At 64.4% G+C, this 22776-nt stretch carries 21 protein-coding genes and 1 pseudogene; 4 read left to right on the forward strand and 18 right to left on the reverse strand.

From position 1 onward, the window contains the following. Positions 1-19 precede the first annotated feature (19 nt). Genes K359_RS0130325 through yajC form a run of 5 tightly spaced genes read right to left on the reverse strand, consistent with a single transcriptional unit; the run spans position 20 to position 4301 of the window. Positions 20-883, reverse strand: a complete 864-nt coding sequence (locus tag K359_RS0130325; RefSeq protein WP_029082678.1) for a phytoene/squalene synthase family protein — start codon at positions 881-883, stop codon at positions 20-22. Then, positions 880-1263: an Mth938-like domain-containing protein gene (locus tag K359_RS0130330; RefSeq protein ID WP_029082679.1), complete on the reverse strand. Its 384-nt coding sequence runs from the start codon at positions 1261-1263 to the stop codon at positions 880-882. Before K359_RS0130330 ends, K359_RS0130325 begins: the two co-directional genes overlap by 4 nt. 6 nt (positions 1264-1269) lie before the next feature. Continuing rightward, positions 1270-2298, reverse strand: a complete 1029-nt coding sequence (gene secF, locus K359_RS0130335; RefSeq protein WP_029082680.1) for a protein translocase subunit SecF — start codon at positions 2296-2298, stop codon at positions 1270-1272. Between the two features lie 10 nt (positions 2299-2308). After that, positions 2309-3904, reverse strand: a complete 1596-nt coding sequence (secD, locus tag K359_RS0130340) for a protein translocase subunit SecD (protein ID WP_029082681.1) — start codon at positions 3902-3904, stop codon at positions 2309-2311. 40 nt (positions 3905-3944) lie between these two features. After that, complete coding sequence (gene yajC, locus K359_RS0130345; protein WP_029082682.1) at positions 3945-4301, reverse strand: preprotein translocase subunit YajC; 357 nt, start codon at positions 4299-4301, stop codon at positions 3945-3947. A gap of 190 nt (positions 4302-4491) precedes the next feature. On the opposite strand from yajC, the gene K359_RS0130350 reads away from it, so the two are divergent. The 3 genes from K359_RS0130350 to K359_RS53420 all read left to right on the forward strand — a co-directional run bounded on the left by K359_RS0130350 (position 4492) and on the right by K359_RS53420 (position 7888). Next, complete coding sequence (locus tag K359_RS0130350) at positions 4492-5463, forward strand: ATP-binding protein (protein ID WP_029082683.1); 972 nt, start codon at positions 4492-4494, stop codon at positions 5461-5463. A gap of 66 nt (positions 5464-5529) precedes the next feature. After that, a complete protein-coding gene (locus tag K359_RS53415; protein ID WP_035977379.1) occupies positions 5530-6009 on the forward strand; it encodes a hypothetical protein in 480 nt (159 codons plus the stop codon). A 355-nt stretch (positions 6010-6364) separates the two neighbouring features. Next, on the forward strand, positions 6365-7888 hold the full coding sequence (locus K359_RS53420; protein ID WP_051346495.1) for a porin: 1524 nt from the start codon (positions 6365-6367) through the stop codon (positions 7886-7888). A gap of 343 nt (positions 7889-8231) precedes the next feature. Here K359_RS53420 and K359_RS0130370 read toward each other — a convergent pair whose 3' ends face one another. Next, positions 8232-9611: a LysM peptidoglycan-binding domain-containing M23 family metallopeptidase gene (locus K359_RS0130370; RefSeq protein ID WP_029082684.1), complete on the reverse strand. Its 1380-nt coding sequence runs from the start codon at positions 9609-9611 to the stop codon at positions 8232-8234. Positions 9612-9721: 110 nt separating this feature from the next. Next, positions 9722-10372: a protein-L-isoaspartate(D-aspartate) O-methyltransferase gene (locus tag K359_RS0130375; protein ID WP_029082685.1), complete on the reverse strand. Its 651-nt coding sequence runs from the start codon at positions 10370-10372 to the stop codon at positions 9722-9724. Between the two features lie 359 nt (positions 10373-10731). Between K359_RS0130375 and K359_RS0130380 the strand changes: the two genes are divergently transcribed. Then, on the forward strand, positions 10732-11109 hold the full coding sequence (locus K359_RS0130380; protein ID WP_029082686.1) for a response regulator: 378 nt from the start codon (positions 10732-10734) through the stop codon (positions 11107-11109). Between the two features lie 84 nt (positions 11110-11193). On the opposite strand, the gene surE is transcribed toward K359_RS0130380, so the two are convergent. From surE to argS, 11 genes and pseudogenes are all read right to left on the reverse strand, one after another. Further along, positions 11194-11961: a 5'/3'-nucleotidase SurE gene (surE, locus tag K359_RS0130385; protein ID WP_029082687.1), complete on the reverse strand. Its 768-nt coding sequence runs from the start codon at positions 11959-11961 to the stop codon at positions 11194-11196. Between the two features lie 79 nt (positions 11962-12040). After that, complete coding sequence (locus tag K359_RS61705) at positions 12041-13141, reverse strand: hypothetical protein (protein ID WP_156928732.1); 1101 nt, start codon at positions 13139-13141, stop codon at positions 12041-12043. Positions 13142-13154: 13 nt separating this feature from the next. Next, positions 13155-14486, reverse strand: coding sequence for a serine--tRNA ligase (gene serS, locus K359_RS0130395; RefSeq protein WP_029082689.1), 1332 nt, complete (start codon positions 14484-14486; stop codon positions 13155-13157). A 195-nt stretch (positions 14487-14681) separates the two neighbouring features. Then, complete coding sequence (gene tatC, locus K359_RS0130400; RefSeq protein WP_029082690.1) at positions 14682-15488, reverse strand: twin-arginine translocase subunit TatC; 807 nt, start codon at positions 15486-15488, stop codon at positions 14682-14684. Continuing rightward, positions 15485-16030: a Sec-independent protein translocase protein TatB gene (gene tatB / locus K359_RS0130405; RefSeq protein WP_029082691.1), complete on the reverse strand. Its 546-nt coding sequence runs from the start codon at positions 16028-16030 to the stop codon at positions 15485-15487. The genes tatC and tatB overlap by 4 nt, the downstream gene beginning before the upstream one ends. A gap of 159 nt (positions 16031-16189) precedes the next feature. Beyond that, positions 16190-16423, reverse strand: a complete 234-nt coding sequence (locus K359_RS0130410) for a twin-arginine translocase TatA/TatE family subunit (protein ID WP_028332136.1) — start codon at positions 16421-16423, stop codon at positions 16190-16192. Positions 16424-16592: 169 nt separating this feature from the next. Further along, positions 16593-17459: pseudogene (scpB, locus tag K359_RS0130415) on the reverse strand (SMC-Scp complex subunit ScpB); the annotation flags it as partial. Between the two features lie 22 nt (positions 17460-17481). Further along, positions 17482-18303 (reverse strand): ScpA family protein, encoded by an 822-nt coding sequence (locus tag K359_RS0130420; protein WP_029082693.1) that lies wholly within the window; start codon positions 18301-18303, stop codon positions 17482-17484. Then, on the reverse strand, positions 18300-19325 hold the full coding sequence (gene nagZ, locus K359_RS0130425) for a beta-N-acetylhexosaminidase (protein WP_035977381.1): 1026 nt from the start codon (positions 19323-19325) through the stop codon (positions 18300-18302). Before nagZ ends, K359_RS0130420 begins: the two co-directional genes overlap by 4 nt. Positions 19326-19371: 46 nt before the next feature. Next, positions 19372-20856, reverse strand: coding sequence for an SPOR domain-containing protein (locus tag K359_RS0130430; RefSeq protein ID WP_029082695.1), 1485 nt, complete (start codon positions 20854-20856; stop codon positions 19372-19374). Positions 20857-20974: 118 nt separating this feature from the next. Further along, entirely contained in the window at positions 20975-22771 is a 1797-nt protein-coding gene (gene argS, locus K359_RS0130435; protein WP_029082696.1) for an arginine--tRNA ligase, read from the reverse strand. Between the last annotated feature and the right edge of the window lie 5 nt (positions 22772-22776).

Raw genomic sequence — 22776 nt, forward strand, 5'->3', positions numbered from 1 at the left:
CGCTTTTCGGGATGATGCCTTAGCGACCGAATTCCTCGGTGCGCGCAGCCCGCCACAACGTCCAGAGCGTGCGCAGGCGTGAGACCGGTTGCGGCAGGAACGGATCGTTGTCAGCCCTCCTCGCCCGGTTCAGTTCGCGCCTGACATAAGCGAGCGGCAGAAAGATCGGCCGCACGCCGGATGGCACATCCGCGAGCAGCCCGAATGCGGTCCTGAGATGGCCCTGTGCCTCGTCCGCGAGCTGATCGATCGCCGCACGGATGTTCGGCGTCGGCTTGCCGGCAAACACCTCCTCCTTGCTGCTGCCGTGCTGCTGAAGCAGCGGTAGCGGCAGAAACAGCTGTTGCCGCGCGGCGTCGCGGCCCAGACCCGCGATGACCTGCGCCATGCCCTGGGCAAGGCCGGCATGACGGGCCAGGTGATCGATCGCCTCCGATGGCCGCGCCACGATGCGCGTGGCCTCCGAGAACAGCCCAGACGCCGTGGCGTCAAGATAGCCCTCGAGCGCGGCCAGCGACGGCATCGGGTCGTTGTAGAGATCGAACTGGTGCTCCTCGACCAGCTGCGACAACGGCGAGACCGGCAGGCGGTGAGTGCGGATCGCCTGCAGCAGTTCGGCTGCGACAGGATTGCCTTCGACACCGCCATGCCCTGCCCCGGCCAGCATGTCGGTCCACCATTGCAGCCGCATCTCGCCGGGCAGCGGCTGGCTGACCTGCTCGTGCACGCGCGAGACCTCGATGTTGAAGGCGTAGAGCGCAAGCAACGCCCGGCGTTCCGGTCCCGGCATGAACAGGGTCGACGCGTAGCGCACGAAGTCATGGGTGCGCACCAGATCGGCGCAGAAGGCCGCGCCGTCCTTTGGCGCCTCCGCGGCGCTCATGGCACCGCGATCAGCGCCGCCGCGACGCGGCGCCGCTCGCCCAGCATGATGTTGTAGGTGCGGATCGCGGGGCCGGTCTGCATCGGGTCGAGCACCACCCGCACCGCGCGCAGGGCCTCGCGCAGGCCCTTTGGCGGCACCCAGACCTCGGTGCCGGTGCCGACGATCAGCGTGTCGATCGCATTGGCTGATGCGAACACCTTCTGCAGCGAATATTCGTCGATCTCCTGCGGCCTGGTCACCGGCCAGGCCCAGATCGCGTCAGGCAGGCACAGCAGCGAGCCGCGGTGCGACATATCGGCGAACGCGAAGCCGCCCTTGCCGTAAGCCTCGATCGGCGCCGACCTCGGAAGATGGGGAGCGTCCGAGGAGTTGCTCATGACCGGCTACTTCTTGGCTGCCGCCGCGTCCGGCTTCTTGGCCGGCGCATCCTGCGCCTCGCCCCGCGTGGTGTGAACGCCGAGATAGATCAGGATCGGCGCCGCGATGAAGATCGAGGTGTAGGTGCCGACCAGCACGACGCCGAACATCATCACGGCGGTGAAGCTGTGAATCGCCTGGCCGCCGAACAGCAGCAGCGCGAGCAGCGCCAGGGTCACGGTGACGTGGGTGATGATCGAGCGCGACAGCGTCGAGTTGATCGATTCGTTGAGAAGCTGCGGCATCGGCATCTTCTTGTAACGCCGCAGCATCTCGCGGATACGATCGTAGATGACGACGGTATCGTTGAGCGAATAACCGAGAATTGTCAGCAGCGCCGCGATACTGGTGAGATCGAAATCGACCTGAGTGATCGACATGAAACCGATCGTCAGCACGATATCGTGGACGTTGGCGATCATGGCGCCGAGCGCGAACTGCCACTCGAACCGGAACCAGAGATAGATCAGGATGCCGACGATCGCGAGCATCAGGCCGAGCATGCCGAACGCCAGCAATTCGCCCGAGACCCGCGGTCCTACCACTTCGACTCGCCGGTATTCGACGGATTCGCCGAGCGCGCCCCGCACCTTCGTCACCGCATCCTGTTGCGCCTTATCGCCGCCGGGCTGCTCGGCGACGCGGATCAGGACTTCGGCCGGACCTCCGAACTGCTGCAACTGCACCTCGCCGAGACCAAGACCGTTCAAGGTCGTGCGCATCCCGGCGATGTCGGCGGTGCCGGACTTGGCCCGCACTTCCAGCAGTGTGCCGCCCTTGAAGTCGATGCCGAAGTTCAGGCCGTGGGTGAAGAACAGCGTGATCGCGACGATCGAGAGCAGCGCCGAGATCGGGAAGCTGATGCGACGGAAGCGCGTGAAATCGAAATGCGTATCGTCGGGCACGATACGCAGCGACGGCAGCAGGCCGAGCACCGCGACCACGGTCAGCACGGCGATCAGGATGCCAAGGCCAATGAGAACGATATGAGTCACAACAGGCCTCTCAGATCGGCACGGTTTGCGGCCGCTTCCACCGCACCCACCCGGCGACGATCAGGCGCGTCAGGGTAAAGGCGGTGAACACCGTGGTGATGATGCCGATACCGAGCGTCACGGCAAAGCCGCGCACCGGTCCGGTGCCGATGTAGAACAGCACGGCGGCAGCGATGAAGGTGGTGATATTTGAGTCGAGGATGGTCGCCAGCGCCCGCTTGAAGCCGGCGTCGATTGCCGAAATCGCGTTGCGGCCGCCGCGCAATTCCTCGCGGATACGCTCATAGATCAGCACGTTGGAGTCGACCGCGATGCCGACGGTCAGCACGATGCCGGCGATGCCGGGCAAGGTCAGCGTGGCGTTGAGCAGCGACAGCAGCCCGAAGATCATGGCGACGTTGATGGCCACGGCAATGTTGGCGAACACCCCGAACAGCCGATAGGTCAGCAGCATGAACACGATGACCAGGATCGAGCCGACATAGGCCGCGAGCTCGCCCTTTTCGATCGAGTCCTGCCCGAGGCCGGGACCGACGGTGCGCTCCTCGACCACGGTCAGCGGCGCCGGCAGCGCGCCGGCGCGCATCAGGATCGCCAGATCGTTGGCCGACTGCACGGTGAAGCTACCGGAGATCTGGCCCTGTCCGCCGGTGATCGGCTCGCGAATCACGGGCGCCGAGATCACCTTGCCATCGAGCACGATCGCAAACGGCTGGCCGACGTTCTCGGCGGTCGCCTGAGCGAATTTGCGGGCGCCCGACGTATTGAATTTGAAGCTGACGATCGCCTCGCCCGTACGCTGGTCAAAGCCGGGTTGGGCATCGGACAGCTCGCTTCCGGAAACCAGCACCTGCTTTTTCACAATGTACGGAACGGGCGGCGGCGATGCGCTCATGAGCCGCTCTGAATCCGGCGGCACCACGCCCTGATCGGCCGACACCGTGGTGTCGACCATGCGGAATTCCATCTTCGCGGTCTTGCCGAGCAGCTCCTTCAGATGGGTCGGATCCTGCAGGCCCGGCACCTGCACCAGGATACGATCGGTGCCCTGACGCTGGATCAGGGGTTCGACGGTCCCGAGCTCGTTGACGCGACGTTCAACGATCTGAATCGACTGTTCGATGGTCTTGCGCATCCGCTCGATCATCGCTGGCTGCGACAGGGTCAGGCGGATCAGGCCGCCCCCCGCATCGGTCACGTCGACATCGCGCTGGCCACTGGAGCCGAGCAGGCCGCCGATCGGCTGCGCGACTTCCCGAAGTTTGGCCAACGCCGCCGGAACATCGGATTCCTTCGAGATCCGGACTTCGACAGCGTCGTTGCGGACCTGCACGCCCCCGCTGAAGAGGATCTTGGCGTCACGCAGCGCCTTCCGGACATCGTCACGAACCTGTTCGAGCTTCTCCTTCTTCACGTAGTTGGAGTCGACCTCGAGCAAGAGATACGAGCCGCCCTGCAGGTCGAGGCCAAGCACGAGGCGCCGCTGCGCCCAGGCCGGCCAGGTCTTGACCTGCGCCTCGGGAAAGAAATTGGGCACGGCGCACAGGCAGACCACCAGCGCTGTCAGGATGATCGCCAGCGCTCGCCACCGCGTGAAATACAACATCGAATTGACCTGTCAGATTCGGCAAAAGGCTCCGCGGCAATCAGCTCGCGGACGCCTCGTCCTTGGCGTCGCCCTTCGCCGGCTCACCCTTGGTCCGCACGCCCGAGATCATCTGGCGCATCTGCCGCACGCGAACGCCGTCCGAAATCTCGAACTCGATCTGGTCGTCGTCGACCACCTTGGTCACCTTGCCGACGAGGCCGCCCGTGGTCACCACGGTGTCGCCGCGGCGGATGTTCTTCACGAGGTCCGCATGATCGCGCACCTTCTTCTGCTGCGGGCGCAGAATCAGGAAGTACATGATGACGAAGATCAGCGCGAATGGCAGCAGCGACATCAACATGCTGTTGGTATCAGTGCCAGCTCCAGCCTGAGCAAACGCAGGAGTAATCAGCATTCGGACGATCCTCGGATAAGACGGGAAAGAACCGGCAGCGCCCTCGGTTTCGGGGCGGTATGGCGGTCCGGACAAATTCGCGCGGACTATAGCGGCCGCGGTCCCAATTGCAACGTTAACGGACCTTCATTTAGGGCGCTTGCGGGACCGCCGCCAGCCCGATAAGGCTGCGCCGTCAGGAACTGGACAAATGCCGAAAAAAGCCAAGAAAACCACCAGTAAAACAGCCCCCAAAACCGCCGGCAAACGCGCTGCGAAAGCCGCGACAAAACGCCCGGAAACGCCGCTCGACGGCGCGACCGCCGAGCGGATCGCGAACGCCCTGGAGAACATTGCGAGCCGACTTTCGGCTGCCTCCCCCGCCGCCGATCCGGCCGAGTCGTTCGGCGTCGCCGACGCCTTTGTCTGGCACCCGGATGGGCGCCTGGCCCCGGTGCCACGCGTCAGCCGCGTCGAGATCGGCCTGCTCAAGGGCGTCGACCGGATGCGCGATATCCTGATGGAGAACACCGAGCGCTTCGCCAACGGACTGCCCGCCAACAATGCGCTGCTGTGGGGCGCCCGCGGCATGGGCAAGTCGTCCCTGGTGAAGGCCACCCATGCCAGCATTAATGTCGACCGCAAGCCGGCCGATCGGCTCAAGCTGATCGAGATTCACCGCGAGGACATCGAAAGCCTGCCCGGCCTGATGGAGCTGTTGCGCAACTCCTCCTTCCGCTTCATCGTGTTCTGCGACGACCTCTCTTTCGACGGCAACGACGCCTCCTACAAATCGCTGAAGGCGGTGCTCGAAGGCGGTATCGAGGGGCGCCCCGACAACGTCATCCTCTATGCGACCTCGAACCGGCGGCATCTCTTGGCGCGCGAGATGATCGAGAACGAACGCTCGACCGCGATCAATCCGGGCGAAGCGGTCGAGGAGAAGGTGTCGCTGTCTGACCGTTTCGGCCTCTGGCTCGGCTTCCATCGCTGCAGCCAGGACGAGTACCTCGCGATGGTGAAGGGTTATTGCGACCATTACGGCATCAAGATCGCCGAGGACGAACTCGAGCGCGAGGCGCTTGAATGGTCGACCACTCGCGGATCGCGCTCCGGCCGCGTCGCCTGGCAATACACCCAGGAACTGGCGGGGCGGCTCGGCGTGCGGCTCGCAGGGGCGTAGCCCGAATCGCGATTTGGGCCGGCCACCGGCCTTCTGAATTCGGCGCGGCATGGGTACACTCGCTCCATGCCGGCCGATCCAAGCACGACCAAGAGACGATGTGGCGACTGTACGGCTTGCTGCGACGGCTGGCTGAAGATCCGGATTCGCGACCACGACGTCTATCCGGGTCATCCCTGTCCGTTCAGCCGTGCGGGCCAATGCGCGATCTACGAGGAGCGTCCGGTCGACCCGTGCCGGAATTTCGTCTGCGGTTGGCTTGCTCCGACGAGCCCGCTGCCCGAGTGGATGCGTCCGGATAAATCCGATCTGATCTTTCTTCCGGCGAGCTTCGTCTGGCGCACCATTCCGGTCGACGTCGCGGTTGCCGTCGGCGCTCGTCCGAAAGCAAAGGCGCGCGCGTGGCTCGAAGCCTTCAGCCGCGACACTCGCCGTCCCCTGTTGCTGCAGTCCGACGGGGACTGGCACGCGAATGGACCGCCGCAATTCCTGACCGACATGGTCGAGCGTCTCGCAGCCGGGCGCGGCCCTTGGCAGTCGGTCTAGGCCTCTCGCGAGGCTTGAATTCGTCCCAGACAGCGCAGTTTCTGGAATCCATTATCCCAGAACGGGTCGACAATTTTGCATCGCAACCATAATTTGTCAGTACACCTGTCTCAATCGGAGGATCATATTTTATCGTTCTAACTCTGACACTTGATAGTCTCAGGAATTCTATTCCAAAATCCCCCTGCGACAAATTGATGCAGTGCATTAGTATTATTGTACCTCCTATATCACAGCAGGTGATTATCTCCCCGGCATTGCTGGCATCCGTGTATCTGGTGTTTGGTATACATTAACTTCCCTCACTTTGTGTCGCCCAGCACCCCGCTGAGGCGATTGGCAAAGGGGGGATCAAATGAAGAAGGTATTTCTCGCCGGAACCGCATTCACGGCGATCTGCCTCGTGCTCGCGCAACAGCCGGTACAGGCAGCGACACTGGACGACGTGATGGCGCGCCTGGATGCACTCGAACGAAACAATGCGAAGCTCGCCAAGGAGAATGCGCAGCTAAGGGACCGCGTAAATCACATCGCGAGCCGTCCCGCCGAGCCCGCTTCGACAGGCTCGCCGCCAAAGGGCAACCCGGTGCAGCACGCCTGGGTCGCGCCCTCCCCGAAGCAGCCGCCCGAGCGGCCCATCGTCAGCATCGGTGGCGCGCCACTCTACAGCAAGGCACCGGGCAGCAACGCCTTCGTCGACAACACGACCGTCACGCTCTACGGCCACGTGGATCTGTCGGGTGACGTCTTCAATCCCGGTGTGTTCGACCAGGGCACCAAGACCGGCGTGGCGAGCAACCTCACCTTTTTCGGCATCAACGCGCGTCACGATCTCGAACCCTATGGCTACGCCGGGTGGGCCGCCGTCGCCCAGTTTGAATCCCTCGTCGAGGTCGCCGCGGTTCCGACCGAGCGTGCCGCGTTCGGGACGCGCGACAGCTTCATCGGGATGGCAACGCCGTGGGGCACGATCAAGGCGGGCAAATCGGATACGCCCTACAAGAAATCGACATCAAAGTTCGATCCGTTCTCGGCGACGCTCGGCGACTACAACTCGATCATGGGCAATACCGGCGGCGACCTGCGTGCGAAGTTCGACTGGCGCGCGGCCCACGCGATCTGGTACGAATCGCCGTTCTGGAACGGCTTCCAGGCCACGCTGATGATCTCGCCAGGGCAGAACACCGCAAAGGACAACAGCGATTTCGCGCTCGGCGATTTCAACTGCCCCGGCACCTCCGCACGCGGCAGCGGCAGCGGCTTCCCGCTGACCTCGGCGCCGGAAGGCTGCACCGACGGCTCCTATGGCAACCTCTACAGCGCGTCGCTGACCTACAATCAGGGACCGTTCACGGCGATCGCCGCCTACGAGATGCATGAGGGCACCAACCGCACCGGCGACGAGGCCGTCACGCCGTTGAGCAATGGCGGCGTGCTGATCGTGCCGCCGGGAGCGGTCGGCATCGCCAACGAATGGGCCGCGAAGATCGGCGCCGGATATCGCCTCGACGACGGCATCGGCAAGCTGCAGCTCTACGGCATCTACGAAGTGATGCGGCGCGAGAACACCGTGGCCGACTTCAACGAGCGGTCGCGCGACGGCTACTTCCTCAGCGCCACCCAGACCGTCGGCGCCTGGGATGTCAGCGCGTCATGGGCCCACGCCAACGCCTCACCCGGTTCGCCCGGGACCGGCGTGCTCAACAACTACACCGTCACTCCGGCTGCGGGATCGGCTGACTTTGCGCTCAACACGCTCGACAGCAGCGCCGATCAATATGCAGCTGGTGTCAAGTACCACTTCAGCCCGGTCGTGGCCTGGTATCTTGTCGGCAGTTATCTGCGCAACGGCCCGGCGCACACTACTGCCTCGGCGTGAGCGGTCACGGCTATGGCGTGTGCGGGCGTGACGCCAACAACAATGTTGTCGCGGGCAACAAGGCGTCGGCCGTGACCACCGGCATGACGTTCGACTTCTAGAGCGTTTTCGAGCGAAGTGGATACCGGTTCGCGTGAAGAAAACGCGTCAAAAGAAGAATCTATTGCCCCGTTCCGATTCCATCGGAACGGGGCTATAGCGCATGATCCGGAACGATCTGTAGCGATATTCCGAAAGCGGGATCGCACCTGCGCTCGACCAAAACAAAACGGGGGAGGCTTGCGCTTCCCCCGTTGTCTTTGTTGTGAGACTTGGAAGTCCCTTGGAAGTCCCGGCGCGTGACTTACGCGCCGTTGAGGAACTGGAGCGGATCGACCGGCGACGATCCCTTGCGAATTTCGAAATGGAGCTGCGGTGAGCCCGCCTCACCCGACTGGCCCGACTTGGCGATCACCTGGCCGCGCTTGATGGTATCGCCGCGCTTGACCAGGATCTCGCTGGCATGGGCGTAGGCGGTGACGTAGCCGTTGGAATGGCGGACCAGCACCAGATTGCCGTAGCCCTTCAGCTCGTTGCCCGAATAGGCGACGACGCCGTCTTCGGCGGCCTTCACCGGCGTGCCTTCGGGCACCGCGACGTTGATGCCGTCATTGACCTTGCCGTTGGTCTTCGAGCCATAGGCGGTGATGACCTTGCCGCGCACCGGCCAGCGGAAGGTCGGCAATGCGCCGGTGGCTTCGCTCGACTTGGTGGCTGCGGGCGCTTCTACGGCAGCCGCGGGCTGTTCCACAGTCGCGGTCGGCTGAACCAGCCGCGCGCTCTGCTGCGGCAGCGCGGTGGCGACGACCTTCGGGGCTGCCAGGGTCGGTGCCGGGGCGACTGCGACCGGTGCCGCAGCAACAGCTTGCGCAACGGGCGCGGGAGCCGCCATCGCAGTCTTGGCGCCGGGCACGACGAGCTTCATGCCGAGGCTGAGCCGGGCCGACTGATCGAGATTGTTGGCGCGCGCGAGATCGGCGACCGGGATGTGGTGCTGGCGCGCGATGCTGTGCAGGGTGTCGCCGCGGTTGACGTAGTGGATGCCGGCAGGCGCGGCTGCCACGGCAACAGGACGCGCGGCCGGCGCCGCCATCGCAGGCGCCGCAGCTGACGCCGTCGGGCGTGGAATGATCAGCTGCTGGCCGGGCGACAGTGCGCGCGGTCCCTTGTAGCCGTTAGCGCGCAGGATCTCGGCCGACGAGACGTTGTAGCGGCGCGCCAGCAGCTCCAGCGTATCGCTGGTGCCGACGATGATGGTGGTGCCGTTATGCCCGGCATGCGCCGCGGCGACCGAACGCGGAACGGTGCCGGTTGCTTCGATCTGCGGGCGCGCGGCCGGCGGTGTGTAGGACGAAAGCCCGCGCCCTCCGCCGGAGACGCCAGCGCCGGCGACCGGATAGGATTGCGGCGCCGCAACCGGCGGCGGCAATGGCTGTGACTGATACTGGGAATACTGCGGTTGGCTGTGCGGCCGCGCGTATTGCGGCAGCTCGCGCGGCGGCTGTGCCTGCTGCACGGTGCCGGTCGGCTGCGGATCAAACGCAAACGGATTTTGCGAGTAGGAGTTTTGCGAGAAGCGCGACGACATGTCGGCGCTGCAACCGGCAAAAGCCATGGACATCAGCGTCAGCACCGCAACCTGCGGCACGCGACGCGAGCGAAGCAACTCAACAACCCCGGACATGGTTACTCACTCGTACGCAACAAAAGACTGTTTTGAGTAAACACGTACTGAGTAAATAACCGCTTAACCCTGCGAATAAGGCGTTGGCGCCAAGCGGCAAATCGCCAAATTTACAATTCGCGCGCGATTCCCGGCAGCGCCGGCACAAAGCGGACGTCGACCAGGTCCTTGCGGTCGAAGCCGTTCTCCGTCCGCACCACGCGGACCAGGGTCTGGGTGCCCTGATGCGGTCCGACCGGGGCGATCAGGATGCCGCCCGGATCGAGCCGCTCCAGGAGTTTCTCCGGGATCTGCTCCATCGCCGCAGTGACCATGATGCGGTCGAAATCACCTGCCCCGGCCGGGATATCGAAGCCGTCCCCGAGCAGCACCTCAATGTTGTAATAGCCGAGCGTTTCGAGGCGCTTGCGGGCGCCGTCGGCCAGCGTCCGGTAACGTTCGATGGTCAGGACCTGCTTGCACAGCCGGGACAGCACGGCCGCCTGGTAGCCCGAGCCGGTGCCGATCTCGAGCACGCGGTGGTCCTTCTGCAGCTGCAGCTGCTCGGTCATGTAGGCCACGACGAAGGGCTGGCTGATGGTCTGCCCGCAGGCGATCGCCAGCGCGCTGTCGCGATAGGCCTCGCCGCGATCGCGCGGATCGACGAACAGCTCGCGCGGCACCTCCTCCATGGTGCGGAGCACCGCCTGATCGCTCACCCCTCGCCGCCGCAGGGTGAGCTGAAACATCATCTTCTCGGTCGGATCTGACTTCACGGCCATGTTCGTCAGCGTCTCTGGGCAGCAGCACGGAATCTTGCTCTGCTTGATGCCATTGAAATCCGAAATACCGCGTTAAGGAAAAATTTCCCGTTGCGTTTTGTTCCTCGTCAGGAACCAGCACTCTGATTTGGCGTTGGCACCTTCCCATATAATCGGCAACGCCGCGCGGCTAACGTGCTGGTGGCGCCGACCGGGGTATCTGGCTGTATCGCCACACCTCGCTGACTGCGGGTAATGCTTCAGCGGGGCGATGCGACGAACGGCGGTCGGCGCTGGAAAACGACCAAATCCCAAACGTTTGCGTTGCGCGCTGTAATGTTATTTGCGAGCCTATTTCAGGGACGGGCAAGGATTCCATCATGACAGCGATACGGCCGGCGGGCTGTTCAGTTTTCCTCGTGGAGGACGAGGTCATGATCCGGATGATGGTCGCCGACATGCTGGAGGAGCTCGGCCACACCGTCGCGGCCGAGGCCGGCGAAATCGGCGAGGCGGTCAGGCTTGCGCAATCCACCGAATTCGACCTCGCGATCCTCGACGTCAACGTCAATGGCAAGGTGATCACCCCGGTCGCCGAGTTGATCAACGCCCGCAACCGCCCCTTCATCTTCGCGACCGGCTACGGCTCGTCCGGCCTGCCTCCGGAGTATCGCGACCGTCCGGCGCTGCAAAAGCCCTTCCAGCTGGAAACGCTGGCCCAAGTGATCTCAAGCGCGATGAAGAGCGCGCCGGTCTAGATCTCACCGCATACGGAGCGCGTAGCCCGGATGAGCCAACGGGTCGCGCGAACGCGCGCCCGATGGCTCATCCGCGCTACTGGATTACTTCAGCGTCGCGGCCAGCGTTTCCGAAAACGCTTCATCGGTGCGGTCGAGCCGCAGCGGCGTCACCGAGACGTAGCGCGCCGCAAGCGCGGCGAGATCGGTGCCTTCGGCCGGCGTATCCATCATCGCCGCGCGCTCGAAGCCGATCCAGAAATATGGATTGCCGCGGCCATCGTGACGGCGATCGATCTTCAGAAACCCCTGATTGCGCTTGCCCTGCCGTGTGATCCTGATGCCCTTGACGTCATCGGGCATGCAGGACGGGAAGTTGACATTGACGACGGTGTTTCTCGGGACGCCTGCGGCAATGACCTTGCGGATGATGTCGGGTCCGAATTTCAGCGCGGTCTCCCACAGCGGCGCGTTGCGGGTTTCGATGGAAAATTCCTGCGACAACGCGAATGACGGAAAGCCCAGGATGGTGCCTTCCAGCGCGCCGGCGATGGTGCCGGAATAGACCACGTCCTCGGCGACGTTGCGGCCCTTGTTGACACCGCTCAGCACGAGATCGGGCAGCTTGTCACCGAGAATGTGGCGCGCGCCCATGATGACGCAATCGGTCGGCGTGCCGCGCACTGCGAAGTGACGCGGGCTGACTTCGCGCAGCCGCAGCGGATCGTTGAGCGACAGCGAATGCGAGACGCCGGACTGATCGAGCTCGGGGGCAACGATCCAGACGTCATCGGACAAGGAGCGCGCGATCTGCTCGACGATCTGCAGGCCGGGAGCGTGGATGCCGTCATCATTGGTGCAGAGAATTCGCATCCGTCAAAGTGCCCTTTGTTCCGATTCGACGCGGGTTTCTTGAGTTGCAGTTTCTTGAGTTGATTGCCGTCTTAACCGGCTAGGGCCGCGGAGGCAAACCCGCCGAAGGCCCGTGCCATTGCGCCGACGTCACGCGCCAGGGACGCACAAATCTGCCGGTCGCGGCAATCTTGCCGTCGAACGCCGGCCAGGCAGGCCCGGCTCGCGGCCGCACAAGCACGACAGCGGGCCGGCGAACGTCGGGCTTGGGAGTTTCGGAGTTGAGAGGCTCAGATTTGAGAGGAGACTCTGGCTTGGAGCCCTCGCGTTCGGCAGACGCAGGCTCGGCAAGCTCGGGCTTGGCGACTTCGGCTTTGGCAGGTTCAACCCTCGGTGCTTCGGAGCTGGGCAGCTCGGGGGCGACCGGCGCTGTCTGGCGAGGCTCCGGCTGGGGAGAGCTCGGAGACTCCGATTTCAGAAGCTCGGACCTGCCAGCTTCGGACTTGCCAGCTTCGAACTTGGCGGGCGCAGGTCTGGGAGGCTCGGGCTTGAGAAACACGGGCTTGGCAGGCAGAGCCTTCGGAGGTTCAAGCGTCCGGGCAGGCCCCGGTGGCTCGGGGGGCGCAGTTCGGCGAAGCACGAGCTTGGGAAGCTCCGGCTTGGGAGGTTCTGGCTTGGGAAGCTCTGATTTGGGAGGCTCTGATTTGGCAGGCTCTGACTTGCTCGCTTCAACCTGGCGAAGCTCAATCCGAGGCGGTTCGGGTTTGGCCGGTTCGGGTTCGGGCGGATCCGGTGTGGGTGCCTCGGCCGGTTTTGCGACCAGCGCTGCTGCAGCCGATTTTGATTTCAGCCTGGCCAGCAGCTCCTCGATCGAGGGCACCGATGACGGTTCAAGCGGAGCACGCGGCACGGCCAGCGGCGGCGTCCGGACCGGTGGCGGCAGCGGCGCAACCGCCGCTGATGGCGAAAAATCGGCCGGCGCCAGCTGGGCGAACCTGGCGCGTGCGAGCTCCAGTGCGTTGTCGAAGTCCGGCCTGTCGATCCAGGCCTTCGATTGCACCTCGGTCACGCGCGCCTCCCACAAGCGCGCGGCCTCGATGTCGTAGTAGCCCATCTGCTTCTGATTGATCAGCTGCAGACCATGGCCCGTGACGGCCCATTGTCGACCAAGCCAGTGGATGTCACGGTGGAGCGGCATCACACTGGCCCTCGCCTCACATGCCGCGCTCGATGACCTTGAGCCCGCCCATATAGGGCTGCAGCACATCGGGCACCGCGATCGAACCGTCCTGCTGTTGATAGGTCTCCATCACCGCGATCAGGGCGCGCCCGACCGCCGTGCCGGAGCCGTTCAGCGTATGCACGAAGCGCGGCTTGCCGTCGGGGCCGCGATAGCGCGCGTCCATGCGGCGGGCCTGGAAATCGCCGCACACCGAGCAGCTCGAGATCTCGCGATAGGCGCCGCCGTCGCCCTGCCCGGGCATCCAGACCTCGATGTCGTAGGTCTTCTGCGCGGAGAAGCCCATGTCGCCGGCGCACAGCGTCATCACGCGATAATGCAGGTCGAGCTTCTGCAGAACCTGCTCCGCACAGGACAGCATGCGCTCGAGCTCGTCCTTGCTGGCTTCGGGTGTCGTGATCGACACCAGCTCGACCTTTGTGAATTGGTGCTGGCGGATCATGCCGCGCGTGTCGCGTCCCGCCGCGCCGGCTTCGGCGCGGAAACACGGCGTCAGCGCGGTGAGCCGCATCGGCAACTCTTTTTCATCGAGGATGGATTCGCGCGCGAGGTTGGTCAGCGAGACTTCAGCGGTCGGAATCAGTCCGAGGCGCTCGCCGCGCAAATCGGCATTCGGCGTCGAGAGCAATTCACCCTTGATCGCCCAGAACTGGTCGTCCTCGAATTTCGGCAATTGCCCGGTGCCGAACATCACGGCGTCGCGCACCAGAAGCGGCGGATTGATCTCTGTGTAGCCATGCTCGCCGGTGTGCAGATCGAGCATGAACTGCCCGATCGCACGCTCGAGCCGCGCGAGCCCCCGCTTCAGCACGACGAAGCGCGCGCCGGACAGTTTCGCGGCCGCCTCGAAATCCATGTCGCCGAGCGCGGTGCCGAGATCGTCATGCAGCTTCGGCGCGAAGCCGTAGTCGCGCTTCTTGCCGAACACGTGGTGCTGAACGTTGCCGTGCTCGTCGGTGCCGTCGGGCACCTCGTCGAGCGGCAGATTGGGAATCGACGACAGCTCCTTCGTCAGCTCGTCGTCGAACGATTTCGCCGCCAGCTCGAGCTGCGGCATCGTGGTCTTGAGCTCCGCGACCTCGGCCATCAGCTTGGCCGCACGGTCTTCGTCCTTGGCCTTCTTGGCGTCGCCGATCTCTTTCGAGGCCGCATTGCGCCGCGCCTGAGCCTGCTCGGACGCCAGGATTGCGGCACGGCGCTTCTCGTCGATCGCCAGCAGCGACGGCGACAGCGCCTCTAATCCGCGGCGCTTCAGGCCGGCGTCGAAGGCTGTCGGGTTGTCGCGGATCGCTTTGATGTCGTGCATGGTAGTCCTGATGGCGGGCTTGCAGATAACGTCGTACGTCAACGCTTGCGTTGCATGTTTCCACTACCACGACCGTCATTATCAGCGAAAGCGGGTGATCCAGTATTCCAGAGATCCGTGCGTGACGGAGGGGCCGCAGCGTACTGGATACCCCGCTTTCGCGGGGTATGACACCTGTTTCGGGGGAGACGGGCCCTACTCGGCCGGATTGGCCGCCGGCGGTACGCTGGACGAGGCTGCCTTGGTCGCGGCCTTCTTCTCCACGATCCGGACCGCGATGATGGCGCCCTCGTAGAGCGCGAGCAGCGGGATCGCGAGCGAGGCCTGGCTCAGCACGTCCGGCGGCGTCAGCACCGCGGCGATGATGAAGGCGATCACGATGAAGTAGCGCCGCTTCTCTCTCAGCATCTTCGAGGTGACGATGCCGATGCGGCCCAAGAGCGTCAGGATCACCGGCAGCTGGAAAGCGATGCCGAAGGCGAAGATCAGCGACATCATCAGCGACAGATACTCGCCGACCTTGGGCAGCAGCTGGATCTGCGCGGTCTCCGCGCTGCCGGCCTGCTGCATGCCGAGCGAGAACCGCACCAGCATTGGCAGCACGACGAAGTAGACCAACATCGCGCCCATCACGAAGAACACCGGGGTCGCGATCAGATACGGCAGGAAGGCGTTGCGCTCGTGCCTGTAGAGGCCGGGCGCCACGAACATGTAGATCTGTCCGGCGACGATCGGGAACGAGATGAAGGCGGCGCCGAACATCGCGAGCTTCAACTGCGTGATGAAATATTCCAGCAGCTGCGTGTAGATGAATTTCGAATTCTCAGGCCCCGCCACCAGCACGAACGGCCAGACCAGCACGTTGTAGATCTGCTTGGCAAAGAAGAAGCAGATGATAAAGGCCACGCCGAAGCCGAGCAGCGCCTTGATCAGCCGCGAGCGCAGCTCGATCAAATGATCCATCAAGGGGGCCTTGCTGGCCTCGATATCTTCTGCGCTCATGACGCCCTCGCGTCCTTGAGCACCTCAGGCTCCGCCGGCGTCACATCCTGCGACGGTGCCGGCGCGGGCTTCACCTCGCTGGTGATCGCAAGTGGCTCAGTTGTGGCAGCGTGCGTCTCAGCCTCGACGAAAGTCTCCGGCGTCGGCGCTGCGGGTGTTGTTGGCGTGACCAGTGCGTCACTTGACGTCACCTGTGCGTCGCTCGACGTCACCGGCGCGTCGATCGCGGAGGCGACCTGCGCATCGACGGGCTTGTCGATCTGCAGGGCGTCACTGACGTCCTTCTGCAGCGAGGTCATGATGTTGCCGCTGGTGATGCCGGTTGCGGCTTCCTTGACCTCGTCAAAGCTCTTCTTGATGTCGGCCATCTCGGCCTCGCGCATGGCTTCCTGGAACTGACCCTGGAATTCGGAGGCCATCTTGCGGGCCTTGCCCATCCATTGCCCGACCATGCGCAGCACGCCCGGCAGTTCTTTCGGGCCGATGGCGATCAGCGCGACGACCGCGATGACGACCAGTTCACTCCACCCGATATCGAACATGAATTCTTCCGCCTAGCGCGCCGCGATCGGCCCCATCGGTCCTAACAGGATTTGGGGCCGCCGGCGCCTCTTCTCAATCGGCGTCAATAGCGCTTCCGAGCGACGGCGTCACCGTTTCGCGCAAAGATAAACGTCGAAATATGTGTCAGTACAGGCGCGTCAGACGGCCTTGCTGCCGACATCCTGGCGCGCGGCTGACGGCGCCGCATTGTGATCGATCGACTTGGTGGGCTCGGTCTTCTCGGCGACCTTGTCGTCGTCCTGCATGCCCTTCTTGAAGGCCTTGATGCCCTGGGCGACGTCACCCATCAGGTCCGAGATCTTGCCGCGCCCGAACAGCAGCAGGACCACTGCGATCACGACGATCCAGTGCCAAATGCTGAGTGAACCCATCCTGCAACCCTCCAGAAATGGCCGGCGGGCCGGCCTGAACTTTGCCGGAAGGTAGGCCCGCGGGGTGTCAAAAACAAGGACCTCGGCCGCGGCAAATCGCTGTCGCGGCTACGTAATATTGCTAGCCTTAACCGGGAATATTTGGCGGCTATTCGCCTCTGTCCTCGGGGTCGGCCTCGCCGCGCTCGTCGCCGTGGGAATCCGGTTCGTCGACGTCGGCTTCGGCCGCTTCCGATTCGTCGGCAACGTCCGCTTCGATCTCGATTTCGGCCTCGGCTGTCATTTCAGCCTCAGCCGACGCTTCGGCTGCAGTCTTCGGTTCCTCGGCCTCCGGCTCGACGGCCGGCGCCAGCAGCAGCTCCAGCGTATCGCCCGGCTCGAGCGGCTCCTCGTCTTCCCGCAGCGTCGCGTCGTCCGAGGGCGACGGAACGGAGAAGCCGGTCGGCAGGCGCGAGTCGAGCAGACCGGTGCCCTTCAGCTCCTCTAGTCCCGGCAGATCGCCGAGCGCTTCCAGGCTGAACTGCGACAGGAATCCGTCCGTGGTTCCAAAGGTCAGCGGACGGCCCGGCGTCTTGCGGCGGCCGCGCGGGCGGATCCAACCGGTCTCCAGCAGCACGTCGATGGTTCCCTTCGACGTCACCACGCCGCGAATCTCTTCGATCTCGGCGCGGGTCACCGGCTGGTGATAGGCGACGATTGCCAGCACCTCGATCGCTGCACGCGACAGCTTCCGGGTCTCGGTGCTCTCGCGCGTCATCAGCCACGACAGATCGCCGGCGGTCCGGAACGTCCACTTGTTGGCGACACGCACCAGATTGACACCGCGCGGCGCGTATTCCGCCTGCAACTGCGCGAGCGCCACCTTGATATCGACGCCGTCGGGCATCCGCTTTGCGAGCGTCGCCTGATCGATCGGCTCGGCCGATGCGAACAACAGGGCTTCCAGGAGCCGCAATTCCTCAGGACGCGCCACCGGATCCATAGGAGAAACCTCCTCCTCGGGCTCTTCTCTGCGCACTTCCGCCAAGCTTGCCATGGGCCTGCTCTCCTTCTTCCACTTACTCAACCGACAGGTTCGGCGCGGCCATTACGGCTTGCGCTGGACGCTTTCGGAAATAGATCGGCGCGAACGCCTGTTTCTGGTTGATCTCCATCTCGGCTTCGCGAACCAGCTCGAGGGCGGCAGCGAAGCTCGATGCGAACACCGTCGCTCTCTGCTTCGGATCGGCGACGTAGTTCATCAGATACTCGTCGAGGCAGCTCCAGTCCTCGGCGAGGCCGACCAGCCGCTCCAGCGAGGCGCGTGCTTCGGCGAGCGACCATACCGTCCGCTTGGCCAGATGCACCGAGGTCAGCACGCGCGAGGCGCGCTGCGTCGCATAGGCCGACAGCAGGTCGTACAAGGTCGCGGTGAACTTCGGATGCTTGATCTCGGCGATCGATTCCGGATTGCCGCGCGGAAAGATATCGCGCTGGAACTGCGGCCGGTTCATCAGCCGGTTTGCCGCCTCGCGGATCGCCTCCAGCCGGCGCAGCCGGTTGGCGAGCGCGGTCGCCATTTCCTCGGCGCTCGGCCCCTCAGCGCTCGGCGGTTCGGGCAGCAACAGCCGCGACTTCAGGAACGCAAGCCAGGCCGCCATCACCAAATAGTCGGCCGCGAGCTCGAGGCGGATCTTGCGTGCCGCCTCGATGAACGAAAGGTACTGGTCGGCAAGCGCAAGGATCGAAATCTTCGACAGATCGACCTTCTGCTGCCGCGCCAGCGTCAGCAGCAGGTCGAGCGGGCCCTCATAGCCCTCGACATCGACCACCAACGCCGGTTCGCCCTCGGCGAGGTCAGCCGGCCGCCCGGTCTCAAACGATAGAATTTCAGCGGTCATGCCGTCCCTACCCGATCCAACAACGCATCCAGTTCAGCCCGTGCCGCCTGCCGGTCGAGCGGCTGAGGCTGCTTCCGCGCCGCGAGCGTCGCCTTGGCTCGCTCAAGCGCCTTGCCGGTCAGTTCCGGCGTCTCCCGCGCCACGTCGCGCATCTCGTCGATGTTGCCGTTGCAGTGCAGAACCACGTCGCAACCGGCGCTGACGATGGCGCGGGTCCGCTCGGCAATTGATCCGGCCAGCGCATTCATCGACACGTCATCACTCATCAACAAACCTTGGAACCCGATCAGGCCGCGAATCACCTGTTCGATGATTGTCGCAGAAGTCGTCGCCGGATGGACGGGGTCGAGCGCGCTAAACACAACATGTGCAGTCATGGCCATCGGCAGGTCCGCAAGTGGCTGGAACGCGGCGAAATCGGTCCGTTCCAGCTCGTCTCGGGCGGTATCGACCGTCGGAAGCCGGAAATGACTGTCCGCCGTGGCCCGGCCATGGCCAGGAATATGTTTGAGAACCGGCAGCACACCGCCTTGTTCCAGCCCCTCCGTGACGGCGCGGGCGATCACCGCAACCTTGTCCGGTTCGGTTCCATAGGCCCGGTTGCCGATCACCGCGTCCGCCCCGGCGACGGGAACGTCGGCCAAGGGCAGGCAATCGACGGTGATTCCGAGGTCGATCAGGTCGGCTGCGATCAGCCGCGAGCTGAGCTTGGCCGCCGCAAGGCCGAGCTTCGGGTCGATGTCGTAGAGGGCCGAGAAGCTCGCGCCGGGCGGATAGACCGGCCAATGCGGCGCGCCGAGCCGCTGTACCCGGCCGCCTTCCTGGTCGATCAGGACCGGAGCATCGGCCTCGCCGCCTGCAGACCTGAGTTCCGCAACAAGAGCGGCCACTTGGGCAGGAGTCTCGATGTTGCGCTTGAACAGGATGAAGCCCCATGGCCGCTCGGCGCGAACGAATTCGCGTTCAGCGTCATTGAGGGTCAGCCCGGATACGCCCGTAATGAATGCGCGGTTCGTCGTCATTCGGCCGATTAGGCCGTATGCAGCCCACGGGTCAAGGAAACGGCCCTTAATTTCTTTGGATGAGGCACTGCGGCCCACCGGCCGACATCAAGCTCTTGCACACTTGGCTCGCCTCCTCCGAGGACGCAAACGGGCCAGCGAAGGCGCGGTAATAGACGCCCTTCTCGCCGAGATCGACGCGTTTCACCACCAAAGGCTGCGAACCGAGCACGTTGCGATATTTGCCCTGCAGCGTCCGGTACGACGACTGCGCGTCGGCCTCGTTCTTCTGCGACGACACCTGAACCAGATATCCACCACCACCGCCGACCGAGGCCGTCGAGGTCGATGCCACCCGGGTCGGAGGCGCGGTAGGCGCAGCTTCAGCCTGACCGGGTGCCAGCGACATCGGCGCGTTCACGCTGGCATTGGCCGCAGCCGGGTTGCCGCGTGACACCGGTGGCTTCGCAGCCGCCGCAGGCTTGGCCGGCACGGCCGCTGTGGCTTGCGTGCCATCAGGTCCATCGCCCTTGACCGCGAGCGTGCGGATCTTGCGCGGCTCGTTGTTCGGCAAGGTCCCGTTCGCATTGACCGGGGCCGGCGCGGGCGGCGTCGTCTGCACGCTCGCCGCCGGCGGCGGATTCGCATTGGCGTTCAGCGGCGGAAACACCACGCGCGGTCCGGCGGTCTTCGAGTTGACGTCAACCGGGGTTTCTTCGCGCGAGACGATCTTCTCGGTGCCGTCCCCCGTTGCCATGCGGTCCGGCGTCTTGGCCGGCGCGTCGGCTTGGGCCGGGATCACCTTGGTCGGCGTGTTGTCGGCCTTGATGATCGGCGGCTCACCGCTGCGGGGCGAGCCGACATAGTTGCGATAGCCGAGCGCAGCGCCAGTGCCGACCACCGCAAGCGCCACCACCGCTACGACCGTGATCAGGCCGCTGCGCCGCTTGCGCGGCTCCGGTTCTTCCTCGTAGCCCTCATAGGCATAGGGATCGTCCGGATAGGCCGGATCGCGCTGGAGATCCTGTTGGCCGGCTTCCAGCTGGCCATAGAGCGCGTCGTCATAGCGCGACGGATCGACATTCTGACCGCCGCCCTGATAGTGCGGCTCCTCGTCAAACGCCTCGGGCTGCCGGGGGGGCTCGACCGGCCGATACTGCGCCACCGGCGCAGTCGCTGGCTGCGTCTGCGGGGCTGCATAGCGGTGCAACGGATGGACCGGCTTCGGCTGGTCGTCCTGCTCAGGCTCGTCGTACTCGGTGTGCTGCACGGGTGCCAGCTGCACAGGGGGCGGAACAACAGCCTCCTGTCGCGCGCGCTGCATCCAGGGTGGCGGACCTGCGGGCGGCGCATCCTCGTCGTCCGCCTGCGGCTGATACTGCTGCGGCCGTACGTTGGCGCGCGACTGCAGTGGATGCGGTGGCGGCGGCTTGTTGGCGCTGCCGAACGGATCCGTCTGGCCGATCAGCCGGGCCAGTTCGGCGAGCGGATCGACTTCGGCCCTCTGGGCCGTGTCGGCGGAAAAATTTCGGTCCTGATATCGATCAGCCATTGTGATGATGCATCCCCTCCGGGACAGCGCCAGGATCGCCGGCGCTGCTGGTCCGAACGAATTGGCCCCTGCCAGATGCCCTCACAAATCCCCACTCGTGAGGGCCAAATGCCCCTACCTACCGCATCTCGGTTGGAGCCTGGACGCCTAGAACAGCTAAGCCCGATGCCAGAACCGAGACGACGCCCTGAACCATTGCCAGTCGCGCCCTCGTGATCTCTGCATCATTATTGATAATGAAGCGTAAATAGGGCAAATCCCGCCCCTTGGTCCAGAGTGCATGAAATTCACTGGCCAAATCATAGAGATAAAAAGCGATTCGGTGCGGCTCATGTGCAATGGCCGCCGCCTCAATGATCCGGGGATAAAGCGCAAGACGCTTGAGCAGATCGAGCTCAGCCGGATCGGCCAGCCGCTCGACGGCGGCATTTCGCAGATAGGCCAGCCGCGCCTCGTCGGTCTCCGGCAGGTCTGGAACCGCCTCCTCCCGCGCATTGCGGAAGATCGAATGGCCGCGGGCGTGGCCGTACTGGACGTAGAAGACGGCGTTGTCCTTTGACTGCTCGATCACCTTGGCAAGGTCGAAATCGAGCACCGCGTCGTTCTTGCGGAACAGCATCATGAACCGCACAGCGTCGGAGCCGACCTCGTCGACCACCTCGCGCAGCGTCACGAACTCGCCGGAACGCTTCGACATCTTCACCGGCTCGCCGTCGCGCAGCAGCTTCACGAGCTGTACGATCTTGACGTCGAGCACAGCCTTGCCCGCGGACACCGCCTTCACCGCCGCCTGCATCCGCTTGATGTAGCCGCCGTGATCGGCACCGAACACGTCGATCAGATTGGTGAAGCCGCGCTCGAACTTGTAGCGGTGGTTGGCGATGTCGGATGCGAAATAAGTGTACGAACCATCCGACTTGATCAGCGGACGATCGACGTCATCGCCATAGGCGGTGGCGCGGAACAGCGACTGCTCGCGGTCCTCGTAATCCTCGACCGGCTTGCCCTTCGGCGGCGGCAAGCGGCCCTCGTAGATGTCGCCCTTGGCGCGCAGGAAATCGATGGTCTCGGCAACCTTGTTGTTGCCTGACGTGATCAGCGATCGCTCGGAGAAGAACACGTCGTGATGGATGTTGAGCGCGGCGAGATCGCCCTTGATCATCTCCATCATCATGGCGATCGCCGTGTCGCGCACGATCGGCAGCCACGCGGCTTCCGGCATGGTCAGGAGCTTGTCACCATGCTCCTTCGCGAGCGCCTCGCCGACCGGCACGAGGTAATCGCCGGGATAGAGCCCTTCCGGGATCGCGCCTATGTCCTCGCCGAGCGCCTCGCGATAGCGCAGGAACGCGGAGCGCGCGAGCACGTCGACCTGGGCGCCGGCGTCGTTGATGTAGTATTCACGGCAGACGTCGAAGCCTGCGAATTGCAGCAGGCTGCACAGCGCGTCGCCGAACACGGCGCCGCGGCAATGGCCGACATGCATCGGCCCGGTCGGGTTGGCCGAGACGTATTCGACATTGACCTTTTCGTCCTTGCCGATGCTGCTGCGCCCATAGGCTGCACCTTCGGCCAGCACGGCGCGCAGCGCGTCGGCCCAGACCTGCGGCTTCAAGGTCAGGTTGATGAAGCCGGGACCGGCGACATCGACGGAGGCCACCAGCGCGTCGGCCCGCAGCCGTTCGGCGATCTTGTCGGCGAGCTCGCGCGGCTTGGCCTTGGCATCCTTGGCGAGCACCATCGCGGCATTGGTCGCCATGTCGCCATGGCTGGCATCGCGCGGCGGCTCCACCACGACGCGGGAGAGATCGATGCCGGCGGGCCAGTTATCCTCGGCTGCAACAGCGGCACAGATCGCGTGCACGCGCGTCAGCATGTCGGCAAAAAGGTGTGGTGAAGCAGTGGTGTCGGCCATGGCAG

Source organism: Bradyrhizobium sp. th-b2, assembly GCF_000426785.1.
GTDB classification, from domain to species: domain Bacteria; phylum Pseudomonadota; class Alphaproteobacteria; order Rhizobiales; family Xanthobacteraceae; genus Bradyrhizobium; species Bradyrhizobium septentrionale.